This is a genomic window from Providencia sp. CIM-Carb-044 (genome assembly GCF_033901115.1).
GTDB lineage: Bacteria > Pseudomonadota > Gammaproteobacteria > Enterobacterales > Enterobacteriaceae > Providencia > Providencia hangzhouensis.
Genome location: NZ_JAXADV010000010.1, coordinates 109195 through 124235, shown reverse-complemented (window position 1 = coordinate 124235; position 15041 = coordinate 109195). Strand labels below are relative to the sequence as shown.

At 41.0% G+C, this 15041-nt stretch carries 18 protein-coding genes; 8 read left to right on the top strand and 10 right to left on the bottom strand.

Annotated features, from left to right (window positions below; all coding sequences use genetic code 11):
* Positions 1-178: 178 nt before the first annotated feature.
* The 3 genes from rpsI to zapE all read right to left on the bottom strand — a co-directional run bounded on the left by rpsI (position 179) and on the right by zapE (position 2452).
* A complete protein-coding gene (gene rpsI / locus SJ312_RS17730; protein WP_004258235.1) occupies positions 179-571 on the bottom strand; it encodes a 30S ribosomal protein S9 in 393 nt (130 codons plus the stop codon).
* Positions 572-585: 14 nt separating this feature from the next.
* Positions 586-1014, bottom strand: a complete 429-nt coding sequence (gene rplM, locus SJ312_RS17725; RefSeq protein WP_004258237.1) for a 50S ribosomal protein L13 — start codon at positions 1012-1014, stop codon at positions 586-588.
* A gap of 307 nt (positions 1015-1321) precedes the next feature.
* A complete protein-coding gene (zapE, locus tag SJ312_RS17720) occupies positions 1322-2452 on the bottom strand; it encodes a cell division protein ZapE (protein WP_110591214.1) in 1131 nt (376 codons plus the stop codon).
* A 346-nt stretch (positions 2453-2798) separates the two neighbouring features.
* Here zapE and zapG point away from each other — a divergent pair, with 346 nt between their 5' ends.
* From zapG to degS, 3 genes are all read left to right on the top strand, one after another.
* Positions 2799-3203 carry a Z-ring associated protein ZapG gene (zapG, locus tag SJ312_RS17715; protein WP_004908297.1) on the top strand — a complete coding sequence of 135 codons (405 nt, stop codon included), beginning with the start codon at positions 2799-2801 and terminating at the stop codon, positions 3201-3203.
* Positions 3204-3581: 378 nt separating this feature from the next.
* Complete coding sequence (locus SJ312_RS17710; protein WP_036958026.1) at positions 3582-4976, top strand: Do family serine endopeptidase; 1395 nt, start codon at positions 3582-3584, stop codon at positions 4974-4976.
* A 115-nt stretch (positions 4977-5091) separates the two neighbouring features.
* A complete protein-coding gene (degS, locus tag SJ312_RS17705) occupies positions 5092-6156 on the top strand; it encodes an outer membrane-stress sensor serine endopeptidase DegS (RefSeq protein ID WP_004258255.1) in 1065 nt (354 codons plus the stop codon).
* Between the two features lie 98 nt (positions 6157-6254).
* On the opposite strand, the gene murA is transcribed toward degS, so the two are convergent.
* The 7 genes from murA to mlaF form a co-directional block, all read right to left on the bottom strand.
* Complete coding sequence (murA, locus tag SJ312_RS17700) at positions 6255-7517, bottom strand: UDP-N-acetylglucosamine 1-carboxyvinyltransferase (RefSeq protein WP_096864408.1); 1263 nt, start codon at positions 7515-7517, stop codon at positions 6255-6257.
* Positions 7518-7569: 52 nt separating this feature from the next.
* Entirely contained in the window at positions 7570-7824 is a 255-nt protein-coding gene (gene ibaG, locus SJ312_RS17695) for a BolA family iron metabolism protein IbaG (protein WP_004258269.1), read from the bottom strand.
* Between the two features lie 222 nt (positions 7825-8046).
* Complete coding sequence (gene mlaB, locus SJ312_RS17690) at positions 8047-8337, bottom strand: lipid asymmetry maintenance protein MlaB (RefSeq protein ID WP_004258270.1); 291 nt, start codon at positions 8335-8337, stop codon at positions 8047-8049.
* A gap of 1 nt (position 8338) precedes the next feature.
* Positions 8339-8968 carry a phospholipid-binding protein MlaC gene (mlaC, locus tag SJ312_RS17685; RefSeq protein ID WP_004258271.1) on the bottom strand — a complete coding sequence of 210 codons (630 nt, stop codon included), beginning with the start codon at positions 8966-8968 and terminating at the stop codon, positions 8339-8341.
* A gap of 35 nt (positions 8969-9003) precedes the next feature.
* Entirely contained in the window at positions 9004-9507 is a 504-nt protein-coding gene (gene mlaD, locus SJ312_RS17680) for an outer membrane lipid asymmetry maintenance protein MlaD (protein WP_004258272.1), read from the bottom strand.
* Between the two features lie 3 nt (positions 9508-9510).
* Positions 9511-10293 carry a lipid asymmetry maintenance ABC transporter permease subunit MlaE gene (gene mlaE / locus SJ312_RS17675; protein WP_004258277.1) on the bottom strand — a complete coding sequence of 261 codons (783 nt, stop codon included), beginning with the start codon at positions 10291-10293 and terminating at the stop codon, positions 9511-9513.
* Between the two features lie 6 nt (positions 10294-10299).
* Entirely contained in the window at positions 10300-11103 is an 804-nt protein-coding gene (gene mlaF / locus SJ312_RS17670; protein ID WP_004258281.1) for a phospholipid ABC transporter ATP-binding protein MlaF, read from the bottom strand.
* 476 nt (positions 11104-11579) lie between these two features.
* Between mlaF and kdsD the strand changes: the two genes are divergently transcribed.
* From kdsD to lptB, 5 genes are read left to right on the top strand one after another with little or no spacing between them, the layout of a single operon-like run.
* A complete protein-coding gene (gene kdsD / locus SJ312_RS17665; protein WP_319868152.1) occupies positions 11580-12548 on the top strand; it encodes an arabinose-5-phosphate isomerase KdsD in 969 nt (322 codons plus the stop codon).
* Positions 12549-12562: 14 nt separating this feature from the next.
* Positions 12563-13123, top strand: coding sequence for a 3-deoxy-manno-octulosonate-8-phosphatase KdsC (kdsC, locus tag SJ312_RS17660; protein WP_004258291.1), 561 nt, complete (start codon positions 12563-12565; stop codon positions 13121-13123).
* Between the two features lie 16 nt (positions 13124-13139).
* Complete coding sequence (gene lptC / locus SJ312_RS17655; protein WP_004258294.1) at positions 13140-13715, top strand: LPS export ABC transporter periplasmic protein LptC; 576 nt, start codon at positions 13140-13142, stop codon at positions 13713-13715.
* Position 13716: 1 nt separating this feature from the next.
* The gene (gene lptA, locus SJ312_RS17650) at positions 13717-14277 is read left to right on the top strand and encodes a lipopolysaccharide ABC transporter substrate-binding protein LptA (RefSeq protein ID WP_004908264.1); all 561 of its coding nucleotides are present in this window, start codon (positions 13717-13719) and stop codon (positions 14275-14277) included.
* 5 nt (positions 14278-14282) lie between these two features.
* On the top strand, positions 14283-15008 hold the full coding sequence (gene lptB, locus SJ312_RS17645) for an LPS export ABC transporter ATP-binding protein (RefSeq protein WP_004908261.1): 726 nt from the start codon (positions 14283-14285) through the stop codon (positions 15006-15008).
* Positions 15009-15041 lie beyond the last annotated feature (33 nt).

The following is a 15041-nucleotide window of genomic DNA, read 5'->3' as shown; positions in this document are numbered from 1 at the left end:
TGATTTTAGACTAAATTATTATTTTTCTCTTTTATTATATTCATTCTTTTATAAAGAATCATAATTAGACACAGCTATTCTAGCATCAATAATAAAAGTGTAAGTAAAACAATAGGCAATAAAAAACCCGCCATTAAGACGGGTTTTTTCATCAATTTTATACCCAAAGGGTAATAAATTAACGTTTGGAGAACTGTGGACGACGACGTGCTTTGCGCAGACCCACTTTTTTACGTTCAACAGAACGCGCATCACGGGTAACGAAACCAGCTTTACGCAGATCAGAACGAAGAGTCTCATCATAAGCCATCAGTGCACGAGTAATACCGTGACGGATTGCGCCTGCCTGACCTGAAATACCACCACCTTTAACAGTGATGTACAGATCCAATTTTTCCAACATTTCAACCAACTCTAACGGCTGACGAACGACCATGCGCGCAGTTTCGCGACCAAAGTATTGTTCCAGTGTACGTTGATTGATTGTGATGTTACCGCTACCCGGCTTAATAAAGACACGAGCAGATGAGCTTTTGCGGCGACCAGTGCCGTAGTATTGATTTTCAGCCATTGCTATAATCCCGATTAAATGTCAAGAACTTGCGGTTGTTGAGCCGCGTGGTTGTGCTCATTACCTGCGTAAACTTTCAGTTTACGGTACATTGCACGACCCAGAGGTCCTTTTGGCAACATGCCTTTAACCGCGATTTCAAGCACACGCTCAGGACTGCGAGCAATCATTTCTTCGAAAGTTGCTTGCTTGATTCCACCTACATGGCCAGTGTGGCGATAGTAGATTTTGTCTTCGCGTTTATTGCCGGTAACAGCAATTTTTTCTGCATTCAGAACGATGATGTAATCACCAGTATCCACGTGCGGAGTATATTCCGCTTTATGCTTACCGCGCAGACGGCTAGCAATTTCAGTTGCAAGACGGCCTAAAGTTTTGCCATCTGCATCAACAACGTACCAGTCGCGTTTTACGGTCTCTGGTTTAGCTGTAAAAGTTTTCATTAAAACTTACCCAATATTGAAGTTACACGTTGGTGAACACTCATGTTCATAAGCTTTCTGAGGTTCACACGACTCTTTGTCCAGTAAACCTACCCCTTCGAGCAGCCTAACTGGCATTAATGCGTTATTTTTTGGGAAATAAAAAACAACGCTGTAACGTGGGGTCGCAAGATTATAGAGAAGTCAGAAACAAAAATCGACCCCAAATGCATTTTTTTTACGTTTGCTCAAATAAACATCGTATATTGTGCTTAAATCATGCAATTCAGGTAACTTGTTCGCTAATAACCCTGCTTTGTCGTTTACCTTAAGTTAAATGAGGTATTTTCAGGTACTCTTCACTTTGCATTTCTTGCAATCGAGACAAGCAGCGTTGGTACTCAAAAGCCAAAAGTTGCCCTTGATACAGCGACTCCATTGGCACTTCAGCATTAATGACTAATTTAACTTTTCGTTCGTAAAACTCATCAATTAACGCTAAAAAACGACGCGCTGGATTTTCATCTGTTGCTCCCATCACGGGGACATTGTACAGCAACACAGTGTGGTAGCAATTTGATAGGTAAATGTAGTCATTTTGGCTACGAGGCTCTTCACACAGAACTTTAAACTCGATTGCTAGCACCCCTTCCGCAGCATGAATGGCTTGCATCTTACGATGATTAACCTCTAAAACGGGATTTTGCTCCCCTTGCTTACCCGCCAATTTAACGAAAACCTCATCTAAATGCTGACGATTTTGAGAATTAATTGGGGATAAAAAAAGATGCGCTTGAGTTAAAGTTCTTAAGCGGTAATCAATGCCTGCATCGACATTCATTACATCACAATATTTTTTAATTTGCTCAATAGCAGGTAAGAAACGAGCTCGCTGCAAACCGTTACGATAGAGATTATCAGGGATGATATTTGAGGTAGCCACCAGTGTGATACCTCGAGCGAATAGACCTTCGAGTAAAGTGCCAAGGATCATAGCGTCGGTAATATCTGACACAAAAAATTCATCAAAACACAACACATCTGTTTGTTTTTTAAACTCATCCGCAATAATATCCAGCGGGTTCTCTTGCCCTTGTAATGCCATCAAATCTTCTTGTACTTTCTTCATAAAGCGATGAAAATGTAAGCGAAGTTTACGGTTACCCGGTAAACTTTCGTAAAACATATCCATCAGCCATGTTTTTCCACGCCCTACTCCGCCCCACATATATAACCCTTTTACTGGGGTAATTGGTGCTGTCGATGCTTTACCAAGAAGGCGGCTAAAGCGTTGCTTTAAACCTGAGGGCTTATCTTGTAAAGTGGGAGAAGTTGTATTAACAAGCTGCTGATATATTTTATCTAAGCGTTCTACAGCGAGCTTTTGTACGTCATCTGGCTGATAGTTTCCATCAGCCAGCGCTTGTTGATAACGCATTGTAGGGGTCATCGGCGACATTAACTGAATAATCCTTAAAAATTTTTCGGTTTTTTTACCGTTATTTGATATACACTGCCTTTATTATAACCAGATTCAGTTATCATTTAACTTTCGGTTAACGAGCCGCTATAGAGTAAGGAAATTCGATTTAAGATTCCACTCTTAATAAGTTGTTGACTAATTTAACCTACCTACTCAGGGCTTGTAGATTTTGTCATCACTTAACTAGCCAAATTACAATATGTTAAGACGCTTTACTTGACGCTTACATGCAACTTGAATTATTTAAGGTATAGTAACGGTAACAACATTTAATTTCTGCGAACATTGAATCTGTGAACATTGAAGTAATGAAGGAGTCAGCATGACCTGGGAGTATGCATTAATCGGATTGATTGTGGGTTTTATCATCGGTGCATTAGTTGTGCGCTATGGCAACCCAAAGCTTCGCCAACAAAAAACAGCGCAAGCTGAGCTAGACAAAAAAAGTACTGAACTCGAAGAGTACCGTAAAGAGCTTGTTAGCCATTTTGCTCGTAGCGCAGAATTATTGGATAAAATGGCGCGCGATTACCGCCAGCTTTACCAACACATGGCACAAAGTTCATCTGAATTAATGCCTGATATGCCAGCACAAGACAACCCATTTAACTATCGTTTAACCGAATCTGAAGCAGATAACGACCAAGCGCCTGTTAAAATGCCACCAAGAGATTACTCAGATGGTGCTTCGGGTCTTTTCCGTCCTATTGAAGAGAAAGAAAAGTAAATTTTTATCTTTTATCACCAGTAAGCAGTGCTTACTGGTGATTTCCTATAAAACCTACTAAATTTTATCACTTTCCGTGTGTCTTCCATTATTAAATTTTTAGTTAATAATTCTGAACAAGATTTCCATCCAAATATAATTTAATAATTTATTTATCTACTGTATAGAAGTTAAAGTTTCACTTAAGGTACATGTAAATAGATGTAAAAGAGTGGATATTCGCTACCCGTCATGGGAACTTTTGCGCATAATCGGTGGTCATAGTCATCAGTAAAATTGAATCTGATACCAACCAATATTATCTCAACGCATTGTGTTTCTTCTAAAACTGCATTCACAGTGAGTTGATAACTTATTCTTGAGAGAATCGACTGAATTATGAAAAGAAAAAACTTTTTTCTTACCGCAGTAGCAATGAGTTTAGGCTTATCTTTAGCGGCTATTCCTGCGGTTAGTAGCGCAGCATTGCCTGCCACTTTACCGGCAACAGCACAAAGCCAGAACATGCCTAGCTTAGCTCCAATGCTTGAAAAAGTATTGCCAGCTGTAGTGAATATTCATGTGTCTGGTACTCGCGTACAGAACCAACAAATTCCAGAAGAGCTTAAATTCTTTTTTGGCCCGAATATACCACAACAGCAACAAAGCGTACGTCCATTTGAAGGCTTAGGTTCTGGTGTCATTATTGACGCTCAGCAAGGTTATATTTTAACCAACAACCATGTAATTGATGGCGCCGACAAAATACAAATTCAATTAAACGATGGCCGTGAAATTGCCGTTAACTTAATTGGGAAAGACCCACAAACCGATATCGCGTTATTGAAAATAAGCAATGCAAAAGATATCAAAAACTTAACTGCTGTTAGTATTGCAGACTCTGACAAATTGCGTGTAGGTGATTTTGCGGTTGCAGTCGGGAACCCATTTGGTTTAGGGCAAACAGCAACATCTGGCATTATCTCAGCATTAGGTCGTAGCGGCTTAAACCTTGAAGGCCTAGAAAACTTTATCCAAACCGATGCTTCCATTAACCGTGGTAACTCTGGTGGTGCTCTCGTTAACCTAAACGGTGAATTAATCGGTATTAACACGGCGATTTTGGCACCTGGCGGCGGTAATATCGGTATCGGTTTCGCGATCCCAAGTAATATGGCGAAAAACCTTAGCGAGCAGTTAATTAAACATGGTGAAGTAAAACGCGGGATCTTAGGCATCAAAGGTACTGAAATGAACTCCGATATCGCTAAAGCATTTAATATTGATGCACAGCGTGGTGCCTTCGTGAGTGAAGTTTTACCTAAATCATCTGCAGCTAAAGCGGGTATTAAATCCGGTGACGTGTTAGTTTCCGTTGATGGTAAACGCATTAATAGCTTTGCAGAGTTAAGAGCCAAAATCGGTACCAGCCAAATTGGTAAAGAGATCACTATTGGTTTAATCCGTTCAGGCAAACCGATGGAAGTCAAAGTGGTTCTTGAGAACGATGAAGGCTCAACAACTAAAGCTGAAAAGTTGAGCGAATCCTTATTAGGTGCAACGATTTCTAATGCAACCGTTAGCAATACTAAAGGTGTACAAGTTGATAGCGTGGCACCAAAATCGCCAGCTGCCGCCATTGGCCTCGTAAAAGGCGATTTAATCTTTGGTGTTAATGACGCTCGAGTTGAGACTATTGAACAATTCCGTAAGATTATTGATGCTAAACCTCCTGTATTAGCAATGAAAGTATTACGTGACGGTGAAACCTTATATTTACTGATGAAAAATTAATTCATCAAAAACCATCTGAAAATCAACAAAACAGGTACAGTATCACTCTGCTGTACCTGTTTTTTTATGTTATGCTCTGAACATGTTTAAGCAATAACTAAATATTCTATATCCTATGGTGAAGAAGCTAACCTTATCTGTCATGCTTGGCCTGTTGACTGCATTGATTATTATCGTTGCGGTTCCTTCGTTGCGCCCCCAAGGTTTAGCCGACTTATTATATGGTAAAACAAATAGCGAGCCCGTCAGTTATAATAAAGCAGTACGCCGTGCTGCGCCTGCGGTAGTCTATGTTTACAGTAGCTCAAAAGGTAGTTTTTCCCAGTCAGGGCGTGAATTAAAATCCCTTGGTTCGGGTGTGATCATGAGCCCAAATGGCTACATTATCACGAATAAACACGTCGTTGATAACCCAGACCAAATCTTAGTCGCTTTACAAGATGGTGCTATTTTTGATGCCTTACTGGTTGGCTCGGACCCATTGACTGATCTCGCCGTACTGAAAATTGACGCTGATAACCTACCCGTTATTCCAATTAATACGCAACGAGTCACTCATGTTGGTGATGTCGTACTCGCTATTGGTAACCCATATAACATAGGCCAAACCGTTACTCAGGGGATTATCAGTGCAACGGGTCGCGTAGGGTTAAGCTCTACCCGTCGGCAAAATTTCCTGCAAACCGATGCCTCAATCAACTCGGGTAACTCTGGCGGGGCATTAATTAATACCGAGGGGGAGTTAGTTGGCATTAACACACTTTCTTTCACAGCAGGCCAAGGCATTAGTTCTGAGGGGTTAAGCTTTGCCATTCCAACCGCCCTTGCCACTAAAATCATGGATAAGCTAATCCGTGATGGCCGAGTGATCCGTGGTTATATTGGTATTACGGCGCGTGAACTGCCTCAAATTAGGTCAAATAACAATAATATTAACCAAATACAAGGCTTGCGGGTTTTCCAAGTTGCCCCAAATGGGCCAGCAGCTAAAGCGGGCATACTACAAGGGGATATTATTTTATCGGTTGATGGCAAACCTGCCATTTCAGCCGCAGAAACTATGGATCTAGTCGCAGAAATTCGCCCTGGAAGCAAGACCGCAGTGCAAATCTTACGAGATGGCGAAATTAAAAATATTGATGTGATTATTGAAGAAATTCCTGATGAGCAGGCAGGATAATCATTGATAAATACTCTTTCGTAAAAAAAGGTTGCTCGATATCGAACAACCTTTTTTGATTCGCTGAATGGAGGAGCCCCATTCACCCTACCAATGCATTAATCATCTGAATGTACGCGCTGAATATCAGCACCTAAACCACGTAGCTTATCTTCGATGTGCTCATAACCACGGTCAATATGATAAATACGGTCAACTGTCGTTGTCCCTTCAGCAATGCAGCCCGCAATAACTAAACTTGCAGATGCTCGTAAATCTGTTGCCATTACCTGCGCACTAGTTAATTTTTCAACACCGTGACATAACACAGTATTGCTTTCAATTTCAGCATGAGCTCCCATACGGATCAGCTCAGGGATATGCATAAAACGATTCTCAAAAATCGTTTCAGTGATCATCCCCGCCCCATCAGCAACAAGATTAAGTAAGCTAAACTGTGCTTGCATATCAGTTGGGAACCCTGGGTGTGGTGCTGTACGTAATGTCACCGCTTTTGGACGCTTGCCTTCCATATCTAGGCTAATCCAGTCACCACCGATTTCAATTTTAGCCCCAGCTTCACGCAATTTAGCTAGCACCGCATCCAGTGTATCTGGGCGAGCATTACGGCAGATGACTTTACCGCGTGAAACCGCAGCAGCAATCAAGAATGTTCCCGTTTCAATACGGTCAGGCAGTACTTTATAAACTCCACCACCTAAACGTTCAACACCTTCAATTACAATGCGGTCAGTCCCTGCCCCAGTGATTTTTGCACCTAGGGTATTTAGGAAGTTAGCAGTATCTTCAATTTCAGGTTCACGTGCCGCATTTTCAATTATTGTGGTTCCTTCAGCTAAGGTTGCCGCTGTCATAATAGAGACTGTCGCCCCCACACTGACTTTATCCATCACAATGCAAGCACCTTTTAAGCGACCATCAACCGTTGCTTTCACATAACCATCTTCTAAAGCAATCTTTGCGCCTAATTGCTCTAAACCAGAAATATGTAAATCAACAGGGCGAGCACCGATAGCACAACCACCTGGTAAAGAGACTTCACCATGACCAAAACGGGCAACCAATGGCGCTAAAGCCCAAATGGATGCACGCATGGTTTTAACGAGGTCATAAGGCGCGCAGTATGTCGTTACCGTGCTTGCATCGACATATACTGAGCCATTGCGTTTTACTTTAGTACCAAGTTGATTTAATAATTTAATCGTTGTGTCAATATCCCTCAAATGAGGGACATTCTGTATTTCTACTGGCTCTTCAGCCAACAGAGCAGCGAACAGAATTGGTAATGCCGCATTTTTTGCGCCAGATATCGTGACCTCACCCTCTAAGCGGGTTGGTCCTTTAACTAAAAACTTATCCATTCAAGTATTCTCGTATGTCGAATTTTACAGTCTGTTCGCTTAGGCTTTGAAATCAAAGGCCACTAAGTTTACGATCGCGCTCCCATTGCGCAGGGGTGTACGCTTTAATAGACAAAGCATGAATGCGGTTATCCGCAATATACTCCATTAAAGGTGCATAAATTGCTTGCTGTTGCTTAACACGGCTCATGCCGTCAAACATGTCACCGACAGCAATAACCTGAAAGTGGCTACCATCACCAGTAACAATAGCCTCATTCAGAGACAATTTTTCCATCAATACTTGCTTAATTTCGTTGGTATCCATAATGACTCAATTTATTAATTATTTGTGATTTATAATTTTACTCTAAATAGTGCAAATTGCATGCGTTGCATACAGAAACATCGCAATAAGAACAGCCAGAGCTTAATCCTCTATCCTAAAGGATTAGGCTTAACACTTAAACCAAAGAAAACGCCTCTCGTGCCGAAAAGCACATAGAGGCGCTCATTTTTACATAACTTGACCCAATTTAGGATATTTAACCTAATTGAGGATAACCTCTTGAACCCCGTATAGCTCAATCAATGTCTTCAAGTTATCACTGACACCAGTAATATTCAGTGAACGGTTTTTAGCTTGGAATTCACCTTTTAAGCGAACGAGCATCGCCAACCCTGTTGAGTCCACATGTTTAAGACCAGAAACATCTATACTTTCAGTATGTTCTAGCGATGACTCTTTTTTATTCCAAAACGACATGAGCGAATCACGGTCTAATGTCCCGTTGAAATATAGCGTTGTTTCAATGAGTTCCCATGCTAACAACTGACTCATATTACTTATTCTCTTCTAAAGTAATAGGTGCTTTTGCACTGATTTCCAACTGTTTTGTTAAGCCATCAACACCTTGCTTACGTAGAATATCACCCCATTCATTTTGCTTAGTTGTGATCATACTCACACCTTCTGCAATCATGTCGTAAGCTTGCCAGTAGCCAGTTTTACTATTTTTACGCCATTGGAAATCTAAACGTACGGGAGGGCGGCCGTTGGTATCAACAATAGTCACACGAATAGCAACAATGTTTTTATCTCCCAACGGTTGCTCTGGTGCTATTTGATACGTTTGACCATGGTACATGGCCAATGCTTGACCATAAACTTGCTCAAGGTAATCTTCAAACGCTTTGAAATAAGCCTCACGCTGTGCTGGAGTTGCCCCTTTATAATAGGTTCCTAACACCAAAGCCCCTGCATATTTAACTTGTACATAAGGTAATAATTCCTCACGAACAATTGTTCTAAGGTACTCAGGGTCTTGCTTAATTTTAGGTTGCTCTGATTTCAAGCGGTTAAACGTTTTCGCCGCCGCTTCATCCATTAATTTATAAGGGTTGGTTTGGTCTACTGCCATGGCAAATGGCGCAATTGCCAACATAGCAACCATCATTAAACGTTTAAACATAATTCATTCCTTTATTCTTCAAAGGGAGCATCAAATTACTGTGCAGTTGACTCTGGCTCTGCACCTTGGCTATCACCACTTTTATATAAAAACTGGCCAATTAAGTCTTCTAATACCATAGCTGGCTTAGTATCTTCAAGACGCCCGCCATTTTTTAAGATTGCTATACCTAATTCTTCATCATCTGGGCCGATATTCATTGCAATATACTGTTCACCCAACAAACCTGACGTGCGAATTGACAGCGAGCTTGAATCAGGAATATTGTCGTATTCACTCAATAAATCAATTTTAACTTCAGGAACATAATTCTTTTTATCTAGTGTGATACTGGCAACGCGGCCAACCACCACACCACCAACTTTAATTGGTGAGCCTTCTTTTAAGCCACCAATATTTTCAAAAGAGGCTGAGATTTGATAGGTGGATTGGCTTCCTATCGATTTTAAATCAGCGACTTTTAAACATAAAAAGATAATTGCGGCAATCGCCAGCAACATAAAACAACCAACCCATATTTCACTTTTTTTACTTTGCATGACTTAGTTCCCAAACATCAGTGCGGTAAGTACGAAATCCAGTCCTAAAACAGACAATGACGCATGCACAACTGTTCTTGTTGTAGCTTGGCTTATCCCCTCCGAAGTTGGGATGGCATCATAGCCATTAAATAATGCGATCCAAGTCACTGTGATAGCAAAGACTAAGCTTTTAATCACACAGTTGACTAAATCTAGCCGCCAATCGACGGAAGATTGCATTGAAGCCCAGAAAAAGCCCTCATCAATCCCCTTCCAGTCAACCCCAACTAGTGCGCCACCTAAAATACCGACAGCAACAAAAATAAGAGATAACAACGGCATACTAATAAAACCAGCCCAAAACCGTGGGGCTATCACACGCCTAAGCGGGTCAACTGCCATCATTTCAAGGCTAGAAATTTGTTCAGTCGCTTTCATTAAGCCAATTTCAGCTGTTAATGCAGAACCCGCTCGTCCAGCAAACAACAAGGCGGTCACAACAGGGCCTAATTCACGTAATAGTGAAAGTGCCACCATCATACCTAAGCTAGCTTCAGCACTAAACGTAGTGAGAACCAAATAACCTTGTAACCCTAAAACCATCCCAATAAATAACCCTGAGACAGCGATGATCAGCAATGACTGCACACCAATGGCGTACAATTGCTTCATCAATAATGGCCATTGTTTACGAAACTCTGGTTTGCCGAGTAAGGCGCGAAACAGCATGTAACCTGCTCGACCAAACGCGGAAAATATATCAATCCATCGGCGTCCGAAGGCTGCTATCGCCTTTATTATCATCTTATTTTACCCTAATAAATCAGCTAGATAATCATTGGCGGGAAAACGGAATGGAACAGGCCCATCCGCAATACCATCAAGAAATTGTCGCACACGAGGGTCTTGGTTTTCACGTAATTCCTCGCCTGTTCCCTGAGCAATGACGTGCTGCTGTGCAACAATATAAGCATTATCTGCGATGCTCAATACTTCTGGAACATCATGGGAAACCACGACACAGGTCACACCCAGTGCTTGATTAAGCTCATCAATCAATTTAACCAAAACCCCCATAGTAATCGGGTCTTGACCGACAAAAGGTTCATCAAACATGATTAAATCTGGGTCAAGTGCGATAGCACGCGCTAATGCAGCACGCCGTGCCATACCACCTGACAATTCGGATGGCATTAATTTTGCGGCGCCACGTAAACCAACCGCCTCTAATTTCATCATTACCGTGGTGTGAATCAGCGATTCTGGCAAATTCGTATGCTCACGTAGAGGGAAAGCCACATTATTGAATACGTTCATATCCGTAAATAGCGCCCCTGATTGAAACAGCATGCTCATCTTTTTACGGGACTGATATAGCTTTGAGCGTGACAGTGTTGGAATATTGTCACCATCAAACCAAATTTCACCTTCGTTTGGCCGTAATTGGCCCCCAATCAAGCGCAGTAATGTGGTTTTACCAATCCCTGACGGCCCCATAATTGCCGTAATTTTTCCACGGGGAACGGTCAGATTAATATTCTCAAATATTTTCCGATTTCCTCGAGTAAAGGACATGTTCCGTACTTCAATTAAGTTGTCTGTCTGTGCTTGCATGTTAAATAACTCGTTATACACCACGCGTAAATGTTTTTATCCGTTCAGATGTTACCGAAAGATAAACTGAAAATCGTCAAATATCACAACAAAATAGAATTTATAGTATTATAGCGTCGAAAATATGACTTTTAGAATTACAACTCTGTTTTTATCAAAAGGAAACAGAGAAAAGACAATATAATTTATTTATAGTCAGCAAAAACTATCACTATTAACAGCAGATAGCTCTTAGAATGTTGTGATTACCTAACTTGAGGATACGCGAATTTGCATATCTATTTTTGGTTCAAGATGCTAATAAAACCATCTTGTACGTATTAAATTCTACATCGAAGCACCCTAAAATACTCATTAAGTATAAAACTAACATTAAAAAGTGCTTAACTGACAAAATACTTACTGATACTAAGTATTCGTTATACAATTTGATTTCGCTAATCCGATTAACTTAAAAGCTACGCATGGAACTAGAAATGTCAAACTTCGATTTTCAGAAAGTAGGTAAAGAAGTTCTCCATATCGAACACGAAGGTTTAAAAAACCTAGAACAATATATCAATACTGACTTTGACAACGCTTGCCAGCTTATTTTTAACTGTGAAGGCAAAGTCGTCGTAATGGGAATGGGGAAATCGGGGCATATTGGCCGTAAAATTGCCGCTACACTAGCAAGTACAGGAACGCCATCATTTTTTGTTCACCCAGGGGAAGCTAGCCACGGTGACCTTGGGATGATTACTCATAAAGATGTTGTGTTAGCTATTTCAAATTCTGGCGAGTCAGGGGAAATTTTAGCCTTACTTCCTGTTTTAAAAAGAATTAAAGTGCCTTTAATCTGTATGACTAACAACCCTGAAAGTAATATGGGAAAATATGCAGATGTCCACTTGTGTATCAAAGTACCTCAAGAAGCCTGTCCTTTGGGGCTAGCACCGACCACGAGTACAACAGCGACACTTGTAATGGGAGATGCATTAGCTATTGCCTTATTAACTGCACGCGGGTTCACGGCGAATGATTTTGCGCTTTCGCATCCAGGTGGCGCACTTGGGCGCAAACTTTTACTCCTCGTTCGTGATTTAATGAATACGGGTGATGAAATCCCCCATATTCCTAAAAGCGCGTCTTTACGTGAGGCTTTAGTGGAAATCACCCGTAAAAAACTGGGGATGACAGTCATTTGTGATAATGACATGAATATTGAAGGTATTTTCACTGATGGGGATTTACGCCGTATCTTTGATATGGGAATCGACCTAAATAACGCTAAGATTGCTGATTTAATGACCCCCGGTGGAATTCGGGTATCACCAACAATGTTAGCGGTTGAAGCACTAAATTTAATGCAATCTCGGCACGTGACTTCGTTATTAGTCGCAAATGATAATAAATTAGTCGGTGTGCTACATATGCATGATCTGCTACAAGCCGGTGTTGTATAACATAAGGAAATACCATGACGTCTACCTTTTTGGAAACCTGCTATGGCCCTGTTGCCAATACTGTTTTAAATAAAGCAGAAAAAATCAAATTACTGATCTGTGATGTTGATGGTGTCATGTCAGATGGCTTGGTCTATATGGGGAATAATGGCGAGGAACTCAAAGCTTTTAATGTCCGTGACGGCTATGGGATACGCTGCTTATTAACTTCCGGTATTGAAGTCGCCATCATAACAGGAAGAAAAGCGAAACTTCTTGAAGATAGGGCTCAAACATTAGGCATTACATATCTTTACCAAGGTCAAAGCGATAAGCTTTTGGCGTATTACGAACTGTTAGATACACTACAATTATCAGCTGAAGAAATAGCTTATATTGGAGACGATCTGATTGACTGGCCTGTTATGGCCAAAGTAGGCTTATCCGTCGCCGTCGCTGATGCCCATCCTTTGTTATTACCGAGAGCTGATTACGTGACTCGTATTGGTGGGGGAAAAGGTGCAGTCCGCGAACTTTGTGACCTTATTTTGCTTTCTCAAGACAAACTGGAAGAAGCAAAAGGTTTATCAATATAACGAATAGATTGAATTCATGAGCAATGCGAAGAAGTGGTTAATTGTTATTTTATCCTTAGTAGTATTAGGCCTTATCGGCTGGAATTTAGCGGGTAATGATTCCGACAGTGCAGAGGATAAAGTAATTAATGATGGGCAACCTAATTATCAAACTGATGATTCAGTGACTTTTGTCTATAATCCAACGGGTAATTTAGCGTATAAACTCGTTTCAGAGAAAATAGATAATTATACTGAAGGAAAAATCACGTGGTTTTCGAAACCTGTTCTAACCACTTATAACGAAGCTGGCGAGCCAACCTGGACGGTTAAGGCTTTCAAAGCACGGTTAACGAACGATAGAATTCTCTATTTATATAGCGATGTTCAGGTTGATAGCTTAACCAAAGAGTCGCAGATCCAACGAATTACAACTGAGAGTGCAGTTGTCAATTTGACAACACAAGACGTTTCATCTGATGATAAAGTGACCATTATTGGACATGGTCTCAATTCTACCGGTATGAAAATGAAGGGAAACCTTCGTACAAAAACGGCTGAATTAATCGAAGATGTAAAAACTCATTATGTGTTACAACCAGAAGAGCATTAAAATGAATCAAGTAACTAAGAAACGTTTTATTCAAGGAGCTGTTGCCAGTGCAATTTTGGCTCTTAGCCTACCTGCGATGGCATTAAAGAGTGATACGCAGCAGCCAATGACGATTAATTCGGTCAAACAATCTCTTGATTTAGAAAAAAACGTCACCACCTTTACTGATGATGTTGTTATTAAACAAGGTTCTATTGATATCAGAGCCAATAAAGTGGTTGTAACACGTCCAAGTAGTGACTCGGATAAAATTGTGATTGAGGCCTTTGGGACCCCGGTTACCTTTTACCAATTACAGGATGATGGTAAACCGATTAAAGGCCATGCCAGCAAAGCCCGTTATGAGGTTGATAAACAACTCGTCACATTAACAGGTAATGCCTATCTTGAGCAGTTAGACAGCAATATTCAGGGTGACAAAATTACCTATTTAGTTCCAACGCAACAAATGGAAGCGTTTAGTGATAAAGGTAAACGCGTCACCACCGTGATACTGCCGGCACAATTGCAAGAAAAAGGCCCTGCGGCAAATAAAAATTCATCAGCAAGTAAGAGTAAATAACTGTTATGGCGACACTAACCGCTGAAAATCTAGCTAAAGCCTATAAAAAACGTAAAGTCGTTGAAGATGTCAGCTTGGAAGTTAAATCAGGTGAAATCGTTGGCTTATTGGGGCCAAATGGTGCCGGTAAAACAACGACCTTTTATATGGTGGTGGGTATTGTTCAGCGGGACGCTGGCAAAATTATGATTGATGGTGAAGATATCAGCCTTCTACCGCTGCATGAACGTGCGCGCCGCGGAATTGGCTATCTTCCTCAAGAAGCCTCAATTTTTCGCCGCCTCAGTGTTTATGATAACTTAATGGCTGTGTTAGAAATTCGCGAAGATTTGAGTTCCCAACAACGTAAAGAACGTGCTGAAGAACTGATGGAAGAATTTAGTATTACCCATCTTCGCGACAGCATGGGGCAGTCGCTATCTGGTGGGGAGCGCCGCCGTGTGGAAATTGCTCGTGCACTTGCTGCTAACCCAAAATTTATTTTATTAGACGAACCTTTTGCGGGTGTTGACCCTATTTCCGTCTTAGATATCAAAAAAATTATTCAGCACTTAAGGGATTACGGCCTCGGTGTGTTAATCACCGACCATAACGTGCGTGAAACCTTAGATGTGTGTGAAAGAGCCTATATTGTCAGCCAAGGGCACTTAATTGCTCATGGGTCACCAACCATGATCTTAGAGAACGAGCAAGTAAAACGTGTATACTTGGGTGAAGGTTTCCGTTTATAAATTATCGTGTTGTCATTTTTTTAGGGAGATTAA